15 protein-coding genes and 1 tRNA gene are annotated in these 19935 nt (G+C 71.0%); 13 read left to right on the forward strand and 3 right to left on the reverse strand.

The features are described from left to right. Positions 1-10 precede the first annotated feature (10 nt). The 3 genes from phnE (AB1285_RS02615) to AB1285_RS02625 are packed head-to-tail and all read left to right on the forward strand — an operon-like array spanning position 11 to position 2458. Positions 11-805, forward strand: a complete 795-nt coding sequence (gene phnE / locus AB1285_RS02615; RefSeq protein WP_363590150.1) for a phosphonate ABC transporter, permease protein PhnE — start codon at positions 11-13, stop codon at positions 803-805. Beyond that, positions 802-1617, forward strand: a complete 816-nt coding sequence (gene phnE / locus AB1285_RS02620) for a phosphonate ABC transporter, permease protein PhnE (RefSeq protein ID WP_268776683.1) — start codon at positions 802-804, stop codon at positions 1615-1617. The genes phnE (AB1285_RS02615) and phnE (AB1285_RS02620) overlap by 4 nt, the downstream gene beginning before the upstream one ends. Next, positions 1604-2458, forward strand: coding sequence for a MurR/RpiR family transcriptional regulator (locus AB1285_RS02625; RefSeq protein WP_363446779.1), 855 nt, complete (start codon positions 1604-1606; stop codon positions 2456-2458). The genes phnE (AB1285_RS02620) and AB1285_RS02625 overlap by 14 nt, the downstream gene beginning before the upstream one ends. A gap of 123 nt (positions 2459-2581) precedes the next feature. Here AB1285_RS02625 and AB1285_RS02630 read toward each other — a convergent pair whose 3' ends face one another. Then, entirely contained in the window at positions 2582-4090 is a 1509-nt protein-coding gene (locus tag AB1285_RS02630; protein ID WP_268776685.1) for a PucR family transcriptional regulator, read from the reverse strand. 93 nt (positions 4091-4183) lie between these two features. Here AB1285_RS02630 and gabT point away from each other — a divergent pair, with 93 nt between their 5' ends. The 8 genes from gabT (at position 4184) to poxB (ending at position 14656) form a co-directional block, all read left to right on the forward strand. Then, a complete protein-coding gene (gene gabT, locus AB1285_RS02635) occupies positions 4184-5545 on the forward strand; it encodes a 4-aminobutyrate--2-oxoglutarate transaminase (protein ID WP_268776686.1) in 1362 nt (453 codons plus the stop codon). A gap of 91 nt (positions 5546-5636) precedes the next feature. Next, positions 5637-7019 (forward strand): flavin monoamine oxidase family protein, encoded by a 1383-nt coding sequence (locus tag AB1285_RS02640; RefSeq protein ID WP_101848465.1) that lies wholly within the window; start codon positions 5637-5639, stop codon positions 7017-7019. Continuing rightward, a complete protein-coding gene (locus tag AB1285_RS02645; protein WP_315637813.1) occupies positions 7019-7903 on the forward strand; it encodes a universal stress protein in 885 nt (294 codons plus the stop codon). The genes AB1285_RS02640 and AB1285_RS02645 overlap by 1 nt, the downstream gene beginning before the upstream one ends. Further along, entirely contained in the window at positions 7903-9459 is a 1557-nt protein-coding gene (locus tag AB1285_RS02650; protein ID WP_370429042.1) for an APC family permease, read from the forward strand. The genes AB1285_RS02645 and AB1285_RS02650 overlap by 1 nt, the downstream gene beginning before the upstream one ends. 14 nt (positions 9460-9473) lie before the next feature. Continuing rightward, the gene (locus tag AB1285_RS02655; protein WP_187662198.1) at positions 9474-10940 is read left to right on the forward strand and encodes an NAD-dependent succinate-semialdehyde dehydrogenase; all 1467 of its coding nucleotides are present in this window, start codon (positions 9474-9476) and stop codon (positions 10938-10940) included. A gap of 25 nt (positions 10941-10965) precedes the next feature. Continuing rightward, positions 10966-12330 (forward strand): NAD-dependent succinate-semialdehyde dehydrogenase, encoded by a 1365-nt coding sequence (locus tag AB1285_RS02660; protein ID WP_280564703.1) that lies wholly within the window; start codon positions 10966-10968, stop codon positions 12328-12330. Positions 12331-12453: 123 nt separating this feature from the next. After that, positions 12454-12891: a pyridoxamine 5'-phosphate oxidase family protein gene (locus tag AB1285_RS02665; protein WP_315637815.1), complete on the forward strand. Its 438-nt coding sequence runs from the start codon at positions 12454-12456 to the stop codon at positions 12889-12891. A 40-nt stretch (positions 12892-12931) separates the two neighbouring features. Next, complete coding sequence (poxB, locus tag AB1285_RS02670; RefSeq protein WP_370429041.1) at positions 12932-14656, forward strand: ubiquinone-dependent pyruvate dehydrogenase; 1725 nt, start codon at positions 12932-12934, stop codon at positions 14654-14656. A gap of 61 nt (positions 14657-14717) precedes the next feature. Here the strand turns inward: poxB and AB1285_RS02675 are convergent, their stop codons facing one another. Together AB1285_RS02675 and AB1285_RS02680 are read right to left on the reverse strand one after the other, a co-directional pair. Further along, positions 14718-17510, reverse strand: a complete 2793-nt coding sequence (locus tag AB1285_RS02675; RefSeq protein WP_370429040.1) for a hypothetical protein — start codon at positions 17508-17510, stop codon at positions 14718-14720. Between the two features lie 27 nt (positions 17511-17537). After that, positions 17538-19358, reverse strand: a complete 1821-nt coding sequence (locus AB1285_RS02680) for an HSP90 family protein (protein WP_268776692.1) — start codon at positions 19356-19358, stop codon at positions 17538-17540. 192 nt (positions 19359-19550) lie between these two features. On the opposite strand from AB1285_RS02680, the gene AB1285_RS02685 reads away from it, so the two are divergent. Together AB1285_RS02685 and secE are read left to right on the forward strand one after the other, a co-directional pair. Continuing rightward, a tRNA-Trp gene (locus AB1285_RS02685) sits at positions 19551-19623 on the forward strand. A 39-nt stretch (positions 19624-19662) separates the two neighbouring features. Further along, positions 19663-19935: a preprotein translocase subunit SecE gene (secE, locus tag AB1285_RS02690; RefSeq protein WP_025102339.1), complete on the forward strand. Its 273-nt coding sequence runs from the start codon at positions 19663-19665 to the stop codon at positions 19933-19935.

A 19935-nucleotide genomic window follows, 5' to 3' on the forward strand; every position in this document is an offset into this window, starting at 1 on the left:
GGACACCGCGGTGGCACCGCTCGACGTGCCCGCGCGCCCACCCGGTGCCTGGAAGGGAGCCGCTGTCCTGGCGGGTGTGGTCGCCGTGACGGTCGTGATGTGTCTGCCCGGTGTCGGCATCGGAGTCGACCTCGACGCGATCGCGCGCAACTGGCAGAACGGCGCCGACAAGGTGCTGAAGCTGCTGGTGCCCGACTGGTCGTTCTTCCCGCGCACGGTCCCGCCGCTGATCGAGACCTTGCAGATGGCGGTCATCGCCACCGCCCTGGGCGCCGCCGTGTCCTTGCCCCTGAGCTTCTGGGCGGCGCGGGCGACGAACCCGAACACGGGCGCGAGACTGGTCGTGCGCGGGGTCCTCAACGTCGTGCGCAGTGTTCCCGACCTGCTGTACGCCGCCATCCTCGTGGCGATGGTGGGCGTCGGCGCCCTTCCCGGGATCCTGGCGCTGGTCCTGTTCAACATCGGCATCATCGTCAAGCTCGTCTCCGAGGCCATCGACACGAACGACCGCGGGCCCCTCGAGGCCGGCCGGGCCGTGGGCGCGACGCAGATGCAGATCAACCGGACGCTCGCCCTTCCGGACGCCTGGCCCGCCTTCGCGAACCAGACCCTCTACGTCTTCGAGCTCAACGTGCGCGCATCGACCGTGCTCGGACTCGTCGGCGCGGGCGGGATGGGGCTGCTCATCGACGCCGTCCGCACGTTCTACCGCTACGACCAGCTCTCGCTCATCATCCTCGAGATCCTCATCGTGGTGATCGTGATCGACGTGGTCTCCGACGCCGTCCGGCGGAGGCTCGTATGACCGCGCCCCTCACCGCCGTCCCCGCCCGGCCTCGGCGCCCCTGGCTCCTCGTCGGATGGGGCCTCGTGACCGCCGTGATCGTGCTGGCCTTCTGGTCGATCGACATCTCCTGGGCGCGCCTCGCCGATCTCCCGGCGGAGATCGTCCGCTACACCGTGCTCATGTTCGGCGACCCGAACTGGGAGAAGCTCCCCGAGGCCCTGTGGCAGACCTGGCGGAGCATCGAGATGGCCTGGGTCGGCACGGTGCTCGGCATCCTCCTCGCGACACCCCTGAGCCTGCTGGCCGCTCGCGGCTTCGGACCGGTCTGGCTGCGCAATCTGCTTCGCGGGCTGTTCTCGCTCATCCGCGCGGTCCCGGAGATCATCATCGCGATCGTGATCCTCTCGGTGACAGGGCTCACGCCCTTCACGGGAGCCCTGGCGCTCGCACTCAACGGCATCGGCACCCTCGGCAAATGGGGCTATGAGGCCGTCGAAGCCGTGCCCCGTGGCCCGATCGAGGCGGCACACGCGGCCGGCGGCAGCACTCTCCAGGTGCTGCGATGGGGAGTGTGGCCACAGGCGGAACCGGCGTTCTGGTCGTTCTGGCTCTACCGCTTCGAGATCAACGTGCGCTCGTCGGCCGTCCTCGGCCTCATCGGCGTCGGCGGCATCGGTGACATGCTCACCTCCTACACCCAGTACCGTGAGTGGTCGACGGTGGGTGTCCTGCTCATCGTGGTTGTCGCGGTGACGATGCTGATCGACGCGGTATCCGGCGCGATCCGCCGCCGGATCATGGAGGGAGCCCGAGCCCGTGTTCGCCCCTAGTGCTCCGCCGACCGTGCGCATCGCCGCGGTCCGCAACACCTTGCAGCCCGCGGAGCGGCGGGTGGCCGAGCTCATCCTGGACTCCGCCGACGCCGTCGTGGAGTGGACAGCGCAGGAGCTCGCCGACCGGGCGGGTGTCGGCCGCGCCACCGTCGTCCGTGCGTGCCAGGGCTTCGGCTACCGCGGCTATCCGCAGCTCCGGGTCGCGCTGGCCGCCGAGCTCGGCGGGGGGAGCGGTGACGCTGCGGTCGATCACGGGCCGGGTGTGCTGGGGCGGATGCGCGGTGAGATCGACCGTGTCGCGGCGTCCCTCCCCGTGCTGGCGAGTCTCCTGGACCCGGCGACCGTCGACGCGGCAGTCGCCGCGACCGCTTCCGCGCGACGTGTGCTGGTCCTGGCGAACGGTCTCTCGTCGCCGATCGCGAGCGATCTGGCGATGCGGCTCACGGCGGCAGGGCGACCGGCGGAGTTCATCGCCGACGCCATCGCCCAGCAGATCGCGGCCCGGCATCTCACGGAGCAGGACGTGTGCGTCATCGTCAGCGGGTCCGGAGCCAATGAGGCGAGCCTGCGTGTCGCGACCGCCGCCGCCCGCGGCGGTGCGACGGTGATCGCACTCACCTCGTTCGCGTCCTCCGCGCTGACCGACGCGGCCTCCCTGTCGCTCGTCATCACCCCGGCCGGGGTGAGCTTCCGCGAAGAGCTGCAGCACGCCTCCCGCGTCGCCTTCCTCGTGTTCGCCGAGGTCTTCGCGGCCGCGGTCACCTCCGCGCGCGGCGACGCCGCCGTCCAGGCTCGGGCACACGCTCTCGAAGTGGTCTCCGACAACCTCGACGGCTGAGGGACCGCGGTTCCGGCTGCACGACCTCGGTCCGCGGGCACGACCTGGCGGGCCGATCCGTCGTGCAGGTGTCGCGCGGTCGTGCAGGTGACGCGGGGGGAGGCGGGGACGGAAGGGGCCGGGTCAGTCGCGGGCGGTCTGCAGCAGCGCCCACACCTCGGCCCGGGCGGGGAAGGTCGTGAGGTCGGCCCCGAGGAGGGCGCCGGCATGGGAGACCCGGGAGCGGAGGGTGTGCCGGTGGATGCCGAGGGCGGCCGCGGCCTGCTCGGCCCGCGTGTCGTGGTCGAGCCAGGTCCGCAGCGCGTGTTCGAGCGCGGTGCCGTGGGCGGCGTCGTGTTCCCGGAGCGGAGCGAGCCGCGACTCCGCGACGAGCCGGGCCTCATCCGTCGCCAGCGCCGTGAGCAGGCTGGATCCGACCGTGTCGGCGTACCGGACGGCGCCGCTCGTGCCCGGCTGTCGGAGAGCGATGAGCGCCTGGGCGTGCGCGCGGGAGAAGGCGTCGTACCCCTCCGGGGCCGAGACGCCGACGCGGGCGCTGAAGCGCGAGGCCGCGTCGTCGAGAAGAGCCTCGTCGGCCGCGGACACGCAGATGACCACGCCGTCCTCGGAGTCCGCGAGGAAGGCGGGCGTCCCGTGCTCGACCCGTCGGCGCTCCCACCAGTCGAGGAGAGGCTCGGCCGGGGCATCCCCGGTCACCGCCACCACCACGGGGGCGGGCGGAAGGCTGCCGAGGACACGGCGCGCGAGGCCGGGGTCGTCGCTCAGGAGCGAGCGCAGCAGCTGCGTGTGCAGCCGACGTCGGCCGCGGGCGAGCTGCTCGCTCTGCTCCCGCGCCAGTCCCGCCATCGCGATGACCGAGGTGACGACGGCCCTGGCCTCCTGGTCGAGGGCGTCGGCCGCCACGGCGAGGACGCCGCGCAGGTGCCCGCCCCGCCCCACCGTGAAGAGCATGAAGGTGTGCGCATCGAGGGTGAGGGACTGACCCGCCTCGAGTCCGCGGTCGAGGATCTCCTGGACCCGGGTCCCGAGCCCTTCCCGGACAGTCGCCGAGAGGGCGTCGCGGGGGTGGGCGACGATCAGGTCGCCCGCCGCGTCGAACATGCCCGCCCAGGCGCGGAGTCGACGGCCGAGTTCGGTGATGATCGCCTCGAGCCCGCGCGGCCGGAGGGCGGCGAGGGCGAGGGCGCGCTGGGTGTCCAGCGCCCAGGTGCGCCGGGCGTAGGCCTGCGCCGCGATCGCCTCGGAGTGCGCGCGGGCCACGGCGATGAACGGCGTGCGGTACGGCACCTCGAACAGGGGGATGCCCTGGTCGGCGCACGCCGCGATCAACTCTTCCGGTGTTCCCGAGCGATGCACGTCGGTCCCGAATCCGAGCCCCAGCACGCCGCGCTCGGCGAGCCGGACGACGTAGGGGGCGATGGCCTCCGCGTCGTCGAACTGCGTGCCGGTGGTGAGGAGGACGAGGTCTTCCGCGAGGAAGGGCGTCGGGTCCGCGAGGTCGGAGCTGTGGACCCAGCGCAGCGGCCGGTCGAGCGCGCCGTCCGGCAGATCCGCTGCGGTGGAGACGAGGCGCAGGTCGAGATCCCGGCGGCGCAGCAGGGCGGACAGCGTGGAGGGATCGGCGGGGGCCATACGATCTCCGGTTGTACGAGACGGCGAAATCAATTCTCCGATTGTACGACCCGGCGAATGCGGGCGTCTCCGCTGCCGCCGTACGCTCGCGACATGGCTCTCCTCGACACCGCAGCACCCGCAGTCCCCCTCGGCGGCCCCGACCTCCCGCAGGAGCGTCGCCTCGTCACGGAACTCCCCGGCCCGCGGTCGGCCGAGGTCCTCGCCCGCAAGGCGGACGCGGTCGCCGCCGGTGTCGGTCACACGGTGCCGGTCGCCGCCGTCGCAGCCGGGGGAGGAGTGGTCGTCGACGCCGACGGCAACTCGCTCATCGACCTCGGCTCCGGCATCGCCGTGACCACGGTCGGCAACGCGCACCCGAAGGTGGCCGCCGCCGTGGCCGCGCAGGCGGCGCAGTTCACGCACACCTGCTTCATGATCTCGCCGTACGAGTCGTACGTCGGCGTCGCCGAGGCGCTCAACCGCGTCACCCCCGGCGACTTCGCCAAGAAGAGCGCCCTGTTCAACTCCGGCGCCGAGGCTGTCGAGAACGCGATCAAGATCGCCCGCAAGCACACCGGTCGTCAGGCCGTCGTCGCGTTCGACCACGGCTACCACGGCCGCACGAACCTCACCATGGCGCTGACCGCGAAGTCGATGCCGTACAAGAGCGGCTTCGGTCCGTTCGCCCCCGAGGTGTACCGCGCGCCGATGTCGTACCCGTTCCGCGACGGGCTCGAGGGCGGCGAGGCCGCGGCCCGCGTGATCCTCCAGCTCGAGAAGCAGATCGGCGCCGACAACCTCGCCGCCGTCATCATCGAGCCGATCCAGGGCGAGGGGGGCTTCATCGTCCCCGCCGATGGCTTCCTCCCCGCGATCGTCGACTGGTGCCGCGCGAACGGCGTCGTCTTCATCGCCGACGAGGTGCAGACCGGGTTCGCCCGCACCGGACACATGTTCGCCAGCGAGATCTTCGGCATCGAGCCCGACCTCATCACCACCGCCAAGGGCATCGCGGGCGGGCTGCCGCTCGCCGCCGTGACCGGCCGCGCCGAGATCATGGACGCGTCGCACTCCGGTGGCCTCGGCGGCACCTACGGCGGCAACCCTATCGCGTGCGCCGCGGCGCTCGCGGCCATCGACGTGTTCGAGAACGACGGCGTCATCGAGCGTGCCCGCGAGATCGGCGAGATCCTCCTCGGCCGCCTCACCGCCCTCCAGGCCGAGGACGCCCGCATCGGCGACGTCCGCGGTCACGGCGCGATGGTCGCCGCCGAGTTCGTCGACCCGGAGACCAACGCTCCGGACGCCGCGCTCACGGCTGCTGTGGCCAAGGCGTGCATCGCCCAGGGCGTCATCGTCCTCACCTGCGGCACGTACGGCAACGTCATCCGCTTCCTCCCGCCGCTGTCCATCGGCGACGAGCTGCTGAACGAGGGCCTCGACGTCGTGGCCGAGGCGCTCGCCGGCGCCTGACACCCTGTCCGGTCGCGTCCCCGGATCGGGGGATTTCGGGACGCGACCGGTACTTCATCCCCCGCATCCCCCGACGACGAAGGAGTTGCAGATGGCTGAGATCACCCGCGACGTGCTGATCGTGGGCGCCGGAGCCGCAGGGCTCACGGCGGCCAACGACCTGCGGAAGGCCGGGCTGTCGGTCGCCGTGCTGGAGGCCCGCGACCGCGTGGGTGGCCGCCTGTGGACCGACGTGATCGACGGCGCCATGCTGGAGATCGGCGGCCAGTGGGTCTCGCCCGACCAGGACGCGCTCAAGGACACGATCGAGGAGCTGGGCCTCGAGACCTACAGCCGGTACCGCGAGGGCGACAGCGTCTACGTCGGCCCCGACGGGCAGGCCCACCGCTTCACGGGCGAGATGTTCCCGGTGTCGGCGGAGACCGAGGCCGTGATCGCGCGCATCACCGGCATCCTCGACGCCCTCGTCGCCGAGATCGACCCGGACAAGCCGTGGGAGCACCCGAACGCGGCCGAGTGGGACTCGATCTCCTGGGACGCCTGGCTGCGCTCGCAGACCGACGACGACGAAGCCGTGCGCAACCTCGCTTTCGCCACCGGCTCGGCGATGCTGACCAAGCCGACCCACGCCTTCTCGCTGCTGCAGTCGCTGCTCATGGCTGCCTCGGCCGGCTCGTACTCGAACCTCGTCGACGCCGACTTCATCCTCGACAAGCGCGTCGTGGGAGGGCTCCAGCAGGTGCCGCTGCGCCTCGCCGAGCGCCTGGGCGAGGACGTGCTGCTGAACCAGCCCGTCCGCAGCCTGGAGTGGTCGGATGACGGGGTCGTGGCGACCACCGACGACCTCACGGTGCGGGCGCGGTACGCGATCCTCGCGCACGCCCCCATCCTCTACAACCGCATCTCCTTCGTCCCGCCGCTGCCGCGTCGCCAGCACCAGCTGCACCAGCACCTCTCGATGGGCTTCGTCATCAAGGTGCACGCCGTCTACGACCGCCCGTTCTGGCGCGAGCAGGGCCTGAGCGGCACGGCGTTCAGCCCGTACGAGCTCTCGCACGAGGCCTACGACAACAGCAACCACGGCGACGAGCGCGGCACTCTGGTCGGCTTCGTGTCCGATGCGAACGCCGACGGCGTGTTCGAGCTGTCCGCCGAGGAGCGCAAGGAGCGCATCCTCGAGTCGCTGTCGCACTACTACGGTCCCGAGGCGAAGAACCCGGTCGTGTACTACGAGAGCGACTGGGGCAGCGAGGAGTGGACGCGTGGCGCGTACGCCGCGAGCTTCGACCTGGGCGGCCTGCACCGCTACGGCGCCGACCTGCGCACGCCCGTCGGACCGATCCACTTCGCCTGCAGCGACATGGCAGGAGCGGGTTACCAGCACGTCGACGGGGCGATCCGCATGGGCCACTTCGTCGCGGCGAACATCGTCGACGCCCGCCGCGAGGCCGGCGCTCCCGAGAGCATCGGCTGATGACCGGCTCGGTCGTCGTCGGCTACACGGCGACGGATGCGGGGGCGGACGCGGCGGCGCTGGGCGCACGTCTGGCGCGCAGCATCGGTGCGACCCTCCACCTCGTGATCGTACTGCCGACCGAGGGCACCCGGAGCGCCGCCGTGCCACCGGAGCGCGCCTACGAGGACGTCATCCGGAAGCAGGCGCGGAGCTGGCTGCAGGACGCGGTCGTGCGTCTCCCGCAGGAGCTGGTGCGCAGCGGCCATGTGCGCTTCTCCGAGTCGTTCGCCGAGGGGCTCATCGCCGCCGGTGAGGAGTTCGACGCCAGCGTCATCGTGATCGGCACGGCCGGCGGCGGCCTCTTCGGCCGACATCGCCTGGGCAGTGTCGCGTCGGAGCTGCTGCACTCCTCACCGATCCCGGTGGCCCTCGCGCCCTCCGGGCTCGCGCAGCAGGACGACCACGTGCTTCCGCGCGTCACGGTCGCCGTGGGCACGCGTCCCGGTGCGGAGGGCGTGCTCGACCAGGCCGTCGCCCTCGCCGGCGCCGCCGAGGTGAGCCTCCGGCTGGTGTCGCTCGTGCCGTTCGACGTGCCGCCGGGACTCGACACCGGGGCGATCCGCCTCGCCGGCAGCGAGCACGCGCACCAGGTGCTGGCCGTGGCGGCCGAGCGCCTGCCGGACGGCCTCGGCGCCGTCGTCGAGGAGGCGCCCGGTGAGACGGTGGAGGACGCCGTGGCCGGGCTCTCCTGGCTTCCCGGGGAGGTCGTGCTCGTCGGCTCCAGCCGTCTGGCGCAGCCACGCCGTCTCTTCCTGGGCTCCACGGCGGCGAAGATGCTGCACGAGCTGCCCGTCCCCATGATCGTCGTCCCGCGCACCCGCATCGAAGCAGGAGACCGCTGATGAGCAGCACCAACCGGGCGACGGAGCCCGCATCCGGCGTCACGACCGGAATCTCGACGAAGGGCCTGAGCGCCGGCACCGTCGGCCTGATCGGCGCCGTCGTGATCGGCATCTCGTGCATCGCCCCCGCCTACACGTTCACGGCCGCCGTCGGCCCCACCGCGTCCGAGGTGGGCGCGCAGATCCCGGCGATCATCCTCGTCGGCTTCATCCCGATGCTCCTCGTGGCCTTCGGCTATCGCGAGCTCAACAACCGCATGCCCGACTCCGGCACCTCCTTCACCTGGGCCGCCAGGGCGTTCGGGCCGTGGGTGGGCTGGATGGCCGGCTGGGGCCTCGTGGTCGCCACGATCCTCGTGCTGTCCAACCTCGCCGGGGTCGCGGTCGACTTCCTGTTCCTGCTGCTGTCGCAGATCACGGGCAACGCCGAGATCGCCGATCTCGCCGGCGTCACCTGGATCAACATCGGCGTGTGCCTGCTCTTCATGCTGGGCGCGACGTGGGTGTCGTACCGGGACATGCAGACCACGCAGAAGCTGCAGTACTGGCTAGTCGGATTCCAGATCCTCGTGCTCGTGTTCTTCGCGGTCGCCGCGATCGTGCAGGCCGTGGGCGGCAACGGCTTCGACTACCAGCCGTTCGACCTCAACTGGTTCAACCCGTTCGCGATCTCGTCGTTCAGCGCGGTCGCCGCCGGTCTGTCGCTGTCGATCTTCATCTTCTGGGGCTGGGACGTCACCCTCACCATGAACGAGGAGACGAAGGACCCGGAGAAGACCCCGGGTCGCGCGGCCACCGTCACGGTGCTCACGATCGTCTCGCTCTACCTGCTCCTCGCCGTCGCGATGATCATGTTCGCGGGCGTCGGTACGGGGGAGCTCGGCCTCGGCAACGGCGACATCCAGGAGAACGTGTTCTTCCACCTCTCCGGGCCGATCCTCGGGCCGCTCGCGTTCCTCGTGTCGCTCGCGGTGCTCACGAGCTCGGCGTCGTCGCTGCAGTCGACGTTCGTCGGCCCGGCACGCACCCTGCTCGCGATGGGTCACTACGGCGCGCTGCCGAAGTCGTTCGCGAAGGTGAGCCCCCGGTTCTTCACCCCGGGCTACGCCACCATCGTGTCGGCCATCGTGGCCTCCGCGTTCTACGCCGTGATGCGCGTGGTCAGCGAGGACACGCTGTGGGACACGATCCTCACGCTCGGCATGATGATCTGCTTCTACTACGGGATCACGGCGTTCGCCTGCGTCTGGTATTTCCGCAAGCAGTGGTTCGACTCGGCGCGGAACGTCTTCTTCACCTTCCTGTTCCCGCTGGTGGGCGGCATCATCCTGGCGGTCCTGTTCTTCACGACGCTGATCGACTCCATGGACCCGGCCTACGGCTCCGGGTCGGAGATCGGCGGCATCGGGATCGTCTTCATCCTCGGCATCCTCATCATCGTCGTCGGGATCGCCGTGATGATCTGGAACGCCATCCGCCGCCCCGCCTTCTTCCGCGGTGAGACGCTGGGTATGGACGCTCCGCCCAGCCGCCGTCGTCGTCCCACGTCCGTCTGAAAGAGAGAGAATCCATGAGCACTCAGAACGAGCAGGCGCTGCTCGACAGCATCCCCACCGGCCTCTTCATCGGCGGGGAGTGGATCGAGGGGGAGACCGGCGCGACCTTCGACGTCAAGGACCCCTCGACCAACCAGGTGATCCGCACGATCGCCGACGCCACCCCCGCGGACGGCATCCGGGCGCTCGACGCCGCCGTCGCCGCACAGGACGAGTGGGCCGCGACCGCGCCGCGCGTGCGCGGGGAGATCCTCCGCCGGGCGTTCGACCTCGTGCAGGAGCGCAAGGAGGACCTCGCGCTGCTGATGACGCTCGAGATGGGCAAACCCCTGGCCGAGGCCCGCGGCGAGGTCGCCTACGGCGGCGAGTTCCTCCGCTGGTTCAGCGAGGAGGCCGTGCGCATCAGCGGCCGCTACGGCCTGAACCCCGAGGGCACCGGTCACATGATCGTGTCGCAGCGCCCCGTCGGTCCGTCGTTCTTCGTCACGCCGTGGAACTTCCCGTTCGCGATGGCCACGCGCAAGATCGCCCCGGCCCTCGCCGCCGGCTGCACCGTGGTGATCAAGCCCCCGGCACTCACGCCGCTCACGACCATCTTCTTCACGACGCTGCTCGAAGAGGCCGGTCTGCCCAAGGGTGTCGTCAACGTCGTGCAGACCTCGAAGTCGAGCGCCCTGTCGGCGCCGATCATCGCCGACCCGCGTCTGCGCAAGCTCTCCTTCACCGGATCGACCGAGGTCGGCCGCAAGCTCATCGCGCAGGCCGCCGAGGGCGTGCTCCGGGTGTCGATGGAGCTCGGCGGCAACGCCCCGTTCGTCGTGTTCGACGACGCGGACCTGGACAAGGCCGTGGAGGGCGCGCTGGCCGCGAAGTTCCGCAACATCGGTCAGGCCTGCACGGCGGCGAACCGCTTCATCGTGCACAAGGACGTCGCGGGCGAGTTCGCCAAGCGCGTCACCGAGCGCGTCAACGGCATGAAGATCGGTCGTGGCACGGAGGACGGCGTGGCGATCGGCCCGCTCATCGACGAGGACGCCGTGGCCAAGGCCGGCGAGCTCGTCGACGACGCCGTCGAGCGCGGCGCGACCCTGCTCGCGGGCGGCAAGGCGCTCGAGGGCACCGGCACGTTCTACGAGCCCACGGTCCTCACCGACGTCGTCCCCGGTTCCGCGATCCTCCGCGAGGAGATCTTCGGCCCGGTGCTCGCGATCGCGACCTTCGAGACGGAGGACGAGGCCGTGCGTCTCGCCAACGACACCGAGTACGGCCTGGTCTCCTACGTGTTCACCGAGAACCTGCAGCGCGGTCAGCGGATGATCGACGCGCTGGAGACGGGCATGATGGGTCTCAACGTGGGTGTCGTCTCGAATGCGGCGGCTCCCTTCGGCGGCGTCAAGCAGTCCGGCGTCGGCCGCGAGGGCGGCTTCGAGGGCATCCACGAATACCTGTCCACCAAGTACACGCTGATCCCGGTCTCCTGACCGGCACGGCAAAAGGAGGAGAGACATGACCGACTACGCCGTCGTCAACCCCGCCACCGGCGAGACCCTGGCGTCGTACGACACGTTCACCGACGCGCAGATCGAGGAGGCCGTCGCCGCCGCGGACGAGGCCCACCGCGAGTGGTCGCGCTCCACCACGGTCGCCGACCGTGCAGCGCTTCTGCGCCGTGCGGCCGAGCTGCACCGCGAACGCCGCGAGGAGCTGGCCGACATCTTCGTGCGCGAGATGGGCAAGCCCCGGGAGGCCGCACTCGGCGAGGTCGACTTCGCCGCCGACATCGCCGAGTACTACGCGGACCAGGCCGAGGACATCATGGCCGACCAGCCCATCAAGATCCTCGGGGAGGGGTCGGCGATCATCCGCCGCTCCTCGCTGGGACCGCTCGTGGGCATCATGCCGTGGAACTTCCCGGCCTACCAGATCGTGCGCTTCGCGGCGCCGAACCTGATCGTCGGCAACACGATCCTGCTGAAGCCCGCGCCGCAGTGCCCGGAGTCGTCGAGCGCGATCGAGGCGATCTACCACGACGCCGGCTTCCCGAAGGGCGCGTACCAGAACGTGCTCGCGACGAACGACCAGATCGCGGCCATGATCGCGGACCGGCGGGTGCAGGGGGTGTCGCTGACCGGCTCCGAGCGCGCCGGCGCCGCGGTCGCCGAGGTCGCGGGGCGCAACCTCAAGAAGGTCGCGCTGGAGCTGGGCGGGTCCGACCCGTTCATCGTGCTCTCCACCGACGACCTCGACGCCACCGTGCAGGCGGGTGTCGACGCGCGGCTCGACAACAACGGTCAGGCCTGCAACGGCGCCAAGCGCTTCATCATCGTCGACGACCTCTACGACGCGTTCGTGGAGAAGTTCACGGCGGCGATGGCGGCCGTCGAGGCGACCGACCCCACGCTCGACGACACGGTCCTCGGCCCGGTCTCGTCGGAGGCGGCCGCGGAGAACCTGCAGAAGCAGATCGACACGGCGGTCGCCCAGGGTGCGACGCTGCTCACGGGCGGTACGCGCGACGGGGCGTTCTTCGCACCGACGGTGCTCGCCGACGTGACCCCGGAGATGGACGTCTACCGCGAGGAGCTGTTCGGTCCCGCGGCGGTCGTGTACCGCGTCGCGGACGAGGACGCGGCGGTCGCTCTGGCCAACGACACCACGTTCGGCCTCGGCTCCTACGTCTTCACGACGGACGAGGCGCAGGCGGAGCGGGTGGCCGACAGGATCGAGGCGGGCATGGTCTACGTGAACCTCGTGCTCGCCGACAGCCCGGAGCTCCCGTTCGGCGGCATCAAGCGCAGCGGCACGGCACGCGAGCTGGGCCACCTCGCCGCCGACGAGTTCGTCAACAAGAAGCTGATCCGCATCGGCTGATCGTCGACCCACCCCCTTGCGGCCGAGCGGCCCCCTTGCGTACCCACGCAAGGGGGCCGCTCGCACGAGAGGGGCCGGGTCGACGGGGGTGCGCGTCGAGGACGGACGAGGCACAATGGCGGCATGAGCGCGCACACGGATCCGGTCCAGACCCTCACCGCGGAGCAGAGCTGGGAGCACCTGCGCAGCCAGGAGCTCGGGCGGCTCGTGACCCGGGTCGGCGAGACCATCGACATCTTCCCCGTGAACTATGCGGTGGACGGCGAAGGCCTGCTGTTCCGCACCGCCCCCGGGAGCAAGCTGTTCGAGCTGACGGTCACCGCCGACGTGCTCTTCGAAGTCGACGACCACACGGACACCGCGGCCTGGAGTGTCATCGTGCGCGGACGTGCGGAGGCTCTGGAGACCGACGCCGACATCGAGCGGGCGGAGGCGGCGGGTCTGCGCCCGTGGATCCCGACCGACAAGCGCGTGTACGTGCGCATCGCTCCGGCATCGGTGTCCGGCCGTGCGTTCCGGCGCGATCCGGAGCCCGACCGGGATGGGCCGCAGGAGTACTGAGCCCGGCCCGGGGAGGCCTCGGCGGGCGTAGGGTCGGGGTATGGCCAACGTCGCTGAGAACATCGTCAAGACTCTGAACGCCAACGGAGTCGACCGGGTCTACGGCATCCCGGGCGACTCCCTGAACGGACTCACGGACGCCCTCCGCAAGGACGGCCGGATCCGCTGGGTGCACGTGCGCCACGAGGAGTCCGCCGCCTTCGCCGCCGCCGCCGACGCCGGCACCACCGGGGACCTCGCCGTCGTGGCGGGCTCATGCGGCCCCGGCAACCTGCACCTCATCAACGGCCTGTACGACGCGCAGCGCTCCCGGGTACCGGTGCTGGCCATCGCCGCCCACATCCCGACCGTCGAGATCGGCACCGGATATTTCCAGGAGACGCATCCGCAGGAGCTGTTCCGCGAGTGCAGCGTGTACGTCGAATACGTCGCGGACCCGTCGCAGATGCCGCGGCTGATGGAGATCGCCATGCGCGCGGCCATCGAGCAGCGCGGCGTCGCGGTCCTCGTGATCCCCGGTGATGTGGCGCTGTCCGAGATCGCGGATGACCGCGCCGTGGTGATCGAGCGCACCCGCCCGCTGATCCAGCCCAGCGGTCCGGAGCTGGAGAAGGCCGCGACCATGCTGAACGCGGCCAAGAAGGTCACCATCCTCGCCGGGGCCGGCGTGGAGGGCGCGCACGACGAGGTGATCGCGCTCGCCGACGCACTCGGTGCCCCCATCGTCCACGCGCTGCGCGGCAAGGAGTTCATCGAGTACGACAACCCGTTCGACGTCGGCATGACGGGGCTGCTCGGATTCGCGTCGGGCTATCGGGCGATGGAGGCGGCGGACACGCTCCTCGTCCTCGGCAGCGACTTCCCGTACGAGCAGTTCTACCCGGAGCACGCGACCACCATCCAGGTCGACATCCGCGGCTCGCAGCTCGGCAAGCGGCACCCGCTCGACCTCGGGCTCGTCGGCGACGTGAAGGCGACCGCCGAGGCCCTGCTGCCCCGACTCGCCCGGAAGGACGACCGCGGCCACCTCGACGACGCCGTGGCCCACTACCTGAAGACGCGGAAGAAGCTCGACGAGCTCGCGGTGCCGGCGAAGGGCGCACGCCCCATCCACCCGCAGTACCTGGCACGCCTCCTGGACGAGTATGCCGCCGACGACGCGATCTTCACCGCCGACGTGGGCTCGCCGACCGTCTGGGCCGCGCGCTACCTGTCCATGACCGAGGGGCGCCGGCTGATCGGGTCGTTCACGCACGGCTCGATGGCGAACGCCCTGATGCACGGCATCGGCGCGCAGGTCGCCCATCCGGATCGTCAGGTCGTGGCGCTCGCCGGCGACGGCGGCCTCGCGATGATGCTCGGCGAGCTGCTCACGCTCACCCAGAACGGTCTCCCGGTCAAGACGATCGTGGTGAACAATTCATCGCTGAACTTCGTGGAGCTGGAGATGAAGGCCGCCGGCTTCGTCACCTACGGCACGGGGCTCGACAACCCGAGCTTCGCGGCGATCGCCGAGGCCATGGGCATCTTCGCCCGTCGGGTGGAGCGCAGCGAGGATCTGCCGGAGGCGGTCCGTGAGGTCCTCGCGCACGACGGTCCCGCGCTGCTCGACGTCGTGACCGAGCGCCAGGAGCTGTCCATGCCGCCGGCGATCGAGGCCGCGCAGGTCAAGGGCTTCGCGCTCTACGCGATCCGCACGGTCATGTCGGGCCGCGGGGACGAGCTGCTCGACCTCGCACGGGCGAACTGGCGTCAGCTGTTCTGACGCGCTCACCACCGCGACGACGCCTGCTCGGGACCCCTGTGGATCCCGAGCCGGCGGCGTGTCAGCTCTCGACGAGGGCCCTGACCTCTGCGGCCTCGGCGTGCCGTCCCAGTGCCTCCAGCACATCGCCGAGCTCCAGTGCCGCGACCTGACGCAGCGGCGGGAAGCTCTCGGCATGGTCCAGGGCGCTCCGGTAGACGGGTACGGCGTCGGCCGGACGGTCGTTCCCCGCGAGGACGCGCCCCGCGAACAGTTCCGAGCTCCCGGCGGCGCCCTGATCCCCGAGCGCGGCGAAACCATCGGCGGCAGTGAGGGCGGCGGCGACGGACTCGTCGATCCGGCCGAGCTGGGCCAGGGCGCGGCCGCGGGAGTCGGTCACGTCGGCGAGCAGCCAGCCGGCTTCATGCTCCTGGGCGAGCGCGGCGACCTCGTCGAAGAGCGGGAAGGCGCGCTCGTCGCCGCGACCGCCGTAGGCCTGGCCGAGGCTGTGCAGCACCTCGGACAGCGCGCCGACGGCCTCGGGGGCGCGACGAGCGATCTCCGCTGCGCCCTCCAGCAGCCGCACGGCGTCGTCGTGCTCCTCGAAGCGGGCGAGGATCTTCGCCTGCTCCGTCATGGCCATGGCCTGGTCCGCGTGCGCCTCCGCCTGTCCGAACAACTCGGCGGCGTAGCCGTGTGCGCCGACCGCCTGGCCGAACTCTCCGGACTCGGCGAGAGACCGGGCGAGGAGAGAGGCGGTCATGGCACGGGAGCCGGCGGGCGTCTCGGCGTCCTCCTCACGCTGGAGCACGTCGCCGAAGAGCTCCGCGGCCTCCTCGGCGTCTCCCGCGCGGAGCATCGCCCTGGCCAACCGGAAGTCCACGCCGGTGCGATCGCCGTCATCCTGCAGCCGAGCAGCCAGACGGTAGCGGGCGACGGCCTTCTCGGGCTCCTCTGCGTCCTCCCAGAGCGCGCCCGCGAGCACATGGGCGTCGGCGAGAGCCCGCGTGGCGCCGAGCTCGGCGAGCAGCCGGCACACCTCGTCGGCGTCCGTCGCCCCATCCTGGTACGCGCCCGTGCCACCCCGCACGCGGGCCCGAGTCTGCAGCGCGTGGGCCCGATGACCGGCGGACAGGTCGTCCTGGGCGAGGAAGCGGTCGAGGAGCGTGCGGCCGGCGTCGAGGTCGCCCTTGCTCAGCACGGCGCCGATCGCCACGAGGGTGGTCGTGTTGGACAGCCGGGTGTCCTCCGCCTCCGCGAACGAGCGGGCCGCGAGCTCGGCGAGGTCGAGGGCCGCGTCCGGCTCCTCGGCCCTGAGGTGCAGCGACGCGCGGCTGATGGCCAGGTCGCCGCGCGACCAGGCCGGCAGACGGTCGGCCGCGGCCAACTCCTCTTCGAGCGCCGCCATGGTCTCGTCGGTGTGCAGCCCGAAGGTCGCGAGCTTCAGACGCTCCTCGAGGTCGGCCTGCGCGTCGTTCCCTGCGGCCCGCAGGCCGGCGATCCGCTCGGGGAGGAGGCGCTCGGCCTCGTCCACGCGATCGAGCGCGACGAGGATGCCGAGGTGCATCGACAGGAGCTGCGCGCGCTGGGCGGGGTCGTCGACCTCCAGGGCGTGCGGGAGCGCGGCGAGGGTCTCCTGCTCGGCGCCGAACTGCGCGAGCTGCATCGCCCGCTCGTACCAGGCCTCCGGATCCGCCGGAGTGGTGGCCGGGGTCGGGGCGACGAACGCATCGGAGCGGATCGGGAGGTCGTAGCGCTCGTCGGCGAGAGCGCGCATCCGGGCGAGGCTGCGGGCGTGGCCGTCGGTGCCGTCCCGCTCGTCGAACTGCGCCCCGATGCGCTCGGCCGTCGACCAGGCGGCCGCGGCGAGGTCGGCGGCGCTCCACGGGCCGTCGTGGGCCCCGAGCAGCGGCACGAGTGCAGGGGCGTCGGCACCCCGGACCGGGGTGTCGCCGTGGCCGGCGGCGGTGACGCGGTCGAGAGCGACCGCGAACGCCGTGAGGGCGGCGAAGTGCGCGTCGACGTTGAGGCCGTCGTGGGCGAGCCACGCGACGTGCTTCTCGATCAGGGCCAGCGCCCGCGCCTCGTTGCCGGTGATCGCGGCGAACACGATGTTGTTCGCCACGATGCGCAGGTTGTCGGGGTTGTCCTTGGCCAGTCGGTAGCTGCGCAGGTGCGCGGTCTTCGCATCTTCCGTGCGTCCGGCGCGGAGGTACGGGAGGAGGACGCGGGAGAGCGCGTGCTCCGGCTCCTCGCCGCAGGAGAAACCGCCCTCGATCATCTCCTCGACGAGCCGGATGGCGTCGGCGTCGCGATCGGTCTCCGCGAAGAATCCCGCGAACTGGCTGCGGCTGCACGCGTCGCAGTGGCTGTGCTCGTCGCGCGGCGTGGCCTCGAGCTGCACGCGGAGGGCTTCGGCGGCGTCGAACCGGCCGGCGTCCCAGGCGTCCTCGAAGCGGGCGGTCAGCACGCCGCTGAGGCCGAGTCCTGCGGCACGGTAGTGCGACTCCATGTCGTCGAGCACCGCGGCGATCTGCTCCTGCGAGAAGGCGGGGGAGGAGCGCAGCGAGGACGCCATCCACTTGAACTGCCACATCAGGTCGGCGCCGCCGTTGTCGAGGTCGGCGGGGAACCGCTGCGGGTCGGCGTCGTGATGCGCGAGGCACCAGGCGAAGGAGTTCAGCATGACGTCGGTGGCGCCGACCATGTTCGCCGACGCGGTCTGCCGCATCCGGGCTTCGTATTCCAGCCGTTCGTCGCCGATCTCGATGGCCAGCGCGACCGCCTCCGCCACGAGGGCCTGCTCCGCCGGGCCCCACGGGGTGCGATCGATCTCCTCGATGAGCTGCTGGAAGCGCTTCTTCGGACGTGCCATGGAGGGCCCTTCGGGTAGTCGGGGGTGTCAGCGCGCGTCGAAGGGGAGAGTGTCCCCCTCGATACCGGCGGAGAGTGAGACGAGGTCGGAGAGGGCGCTGGTCATGAGCGCCCGATCGGCGTCCGAGAGGGGGTGGTGCCCCGCGAGAAGCGCCTGGATGTAGAGCAGCTGGACGGTGCGTGCGAAGACGGCGTCGTCCTCGACGCGGACGAGGGCTCGGACGACGCGGTTCGACCAGTTCAGGCACAGTCGCGCCGTGAGGTCGTCGTCCCGCGACGAGGAGAGCGTCTGGTCGATGCGGTCGAGCACCCCGCCCCAGAGCGTGCTCGCGATGCCCTTGGTGCGCCCGCGGTCGATCGTCCGCAGCACCTCGGGGTCCGCCACGTACAGTCCGGTCAGCTCCGGGCGGTCGATCGCCCGGACGACCACGGCGCAGTCCGAGGACTGCAGGACGGCGCCGGCGCGGGACTCCAGCGCCATCGCGATGTCCCGGTCGTCCAGCGGCGGCGGGTCGAGGCGATCGAGCTCCCCGGTCACGTCGACCTTCTCGACCGTGACCTGCGGGTAGAGGTCGGGGAGCAGCCGGATCAGGTCGGCGTCGTAGAGGTAGCCGCCGTTGACGAGGACCTCGTCGGACGGCGAGATCCCGGCCACCTGGCGGAACTCGTCGACCGTCTGGGCGTAGCGCACGTGCGGGTACCGCTCCACGAGCTCGCCGATCCGCAGCGTGCCGTGCGTGGTCTCCACCGTGAGCCAGCGGGTGATGAAGCGCGCGAGCTCCTCGTCGTGTCGCACCAGGGACTTGAGGCCGACCTCGTGCACGGCGACGAACTGGGCGAGGCGATGCGGTTCACGCAGTCCGAGTTCGAGCACCCAGCGGCGGATCCCGGCGCCGAGCTGTTCGCGGACGTGCTCCAGCGCCGTGTCCTCGACGAGGGATTCGCGGCTCGCGGTCGGTGCGAGGCCGGTGGAGTCGATGACGGCGCGCACGAAGAACGCCCAGTCGGGCAGCACGTCGTCGACGCGTTCCGACAGCAGCATGCGGCCCAGATACATGCGGGTCGCCTGCCGGGCGCCGGGCGGAGGAGCGAAGGGCAGGACGTATGCCAGGCCCTGCGTCCCGGTCGCCGGCTCGGTCAGCGGGATCACGTCCAGCGGCGCCGCACCGAGCAGGTCGCGGCCGTACTGCACGGCCGCTTCGACGTCGGCGGCGGGGTCGAGGAAGGGCGCCTCGCGGGTCACGTCGATGTCCCCGCCGGTCGCATCGATGGTCACCCGCACGGGCAGGAACTCGCCGAACGTGGTCGCGAGCTCGTGCACGGCGGCCGGTCGCAGCAGCTCGTCGGCGTCGAAGCGCGGCACGAGGTGCACGCTGGTGCCGATCGGCAGGTCGTCATCGATCTCCGCGACCCGGAAGGTGCCGTCGGCGCTGCCCGTCCACTCCACCGCGGAGCCGCCTCTGGCGCTGCGGGAGCGGATGACGATGGTGTCGGCGACCATGAAGCAGCTCAGCAGCCCGATGCCGAACTGGCCGAGGAAGTCGCTCCGGGGGAGGTCGAAGATGTCCCGCTTGGAGCTGCGCCCGACGGTCGCGAGGAGATCGGCGACCTCGGCCGCGGTCAGCCCCACCCCGTCATCGCGGAGTACGAACTCGCCCGTCTGTGCGGTGAGCGGCGTGATGCGGATGCGGCCTCCGCCCCCGTCGACCTCGCGGCGCGCCGCGATCGCGTCCCGCGCGTTCTGGAGCAGTTCCCGCAGATAGACCCGGGGACTGGAGTAGATGTGCCTGCTGAGCAGGTCGACGACTCCGCGCAGATCCACCTGGAACTGCTGCACATCCCCACTCACATGCGTCCCTTCCTGCTTCGTCCGCCCGCCGAGCCTAGCAACAACGCGGGTTCCGCTTCCTGTTCGGCACCACGGGATCGATGCCGTATGCTTGGTGAGCAGTTGTTCTCTGCATTCTTTCGCCGTGCCTGGCGTCTTCGACATCGGCCGGTGGCAGGGTGGGGAGGGCATCCCCGAGACCTCCGGGTCTCTAGGGCGGTAGCTCAATTGGCAGAGCAGCGGTCTCCAAAACCGCAGGTTGCAGGTTCGATTCCTGTCCGCCCTGCGCGTCAGCGCACGCTGACACACGAAAGGTACATTCAGGATGGATCAGGACGAACCGCGCGGCGACGTCGTCGCGGCCGGCGCCACGCGCCAGAAGAAGGGCAACCCCTTCTCCCGGTTCTTCGGGGGCATCGCCCTGTTCATCCGCCAGGTCATCGCCGAACTGCGCAAGGTCGTCACCCCGACCCGCAAGGAGCTTTTCAAGTTCACGGGTGTGGTGCTCGTCTTCGTCCTGATCGTCATGGGCATCGTCTACGGTCTCGACTACGTCTTCGGGCTCCTGACGCACTACGTGTTCGGAATCCCTGGCTGA

The sequence above is a fragment of the Microbacterium sp. NRRL B-14842 genome, from assembly GCF_050470785.1.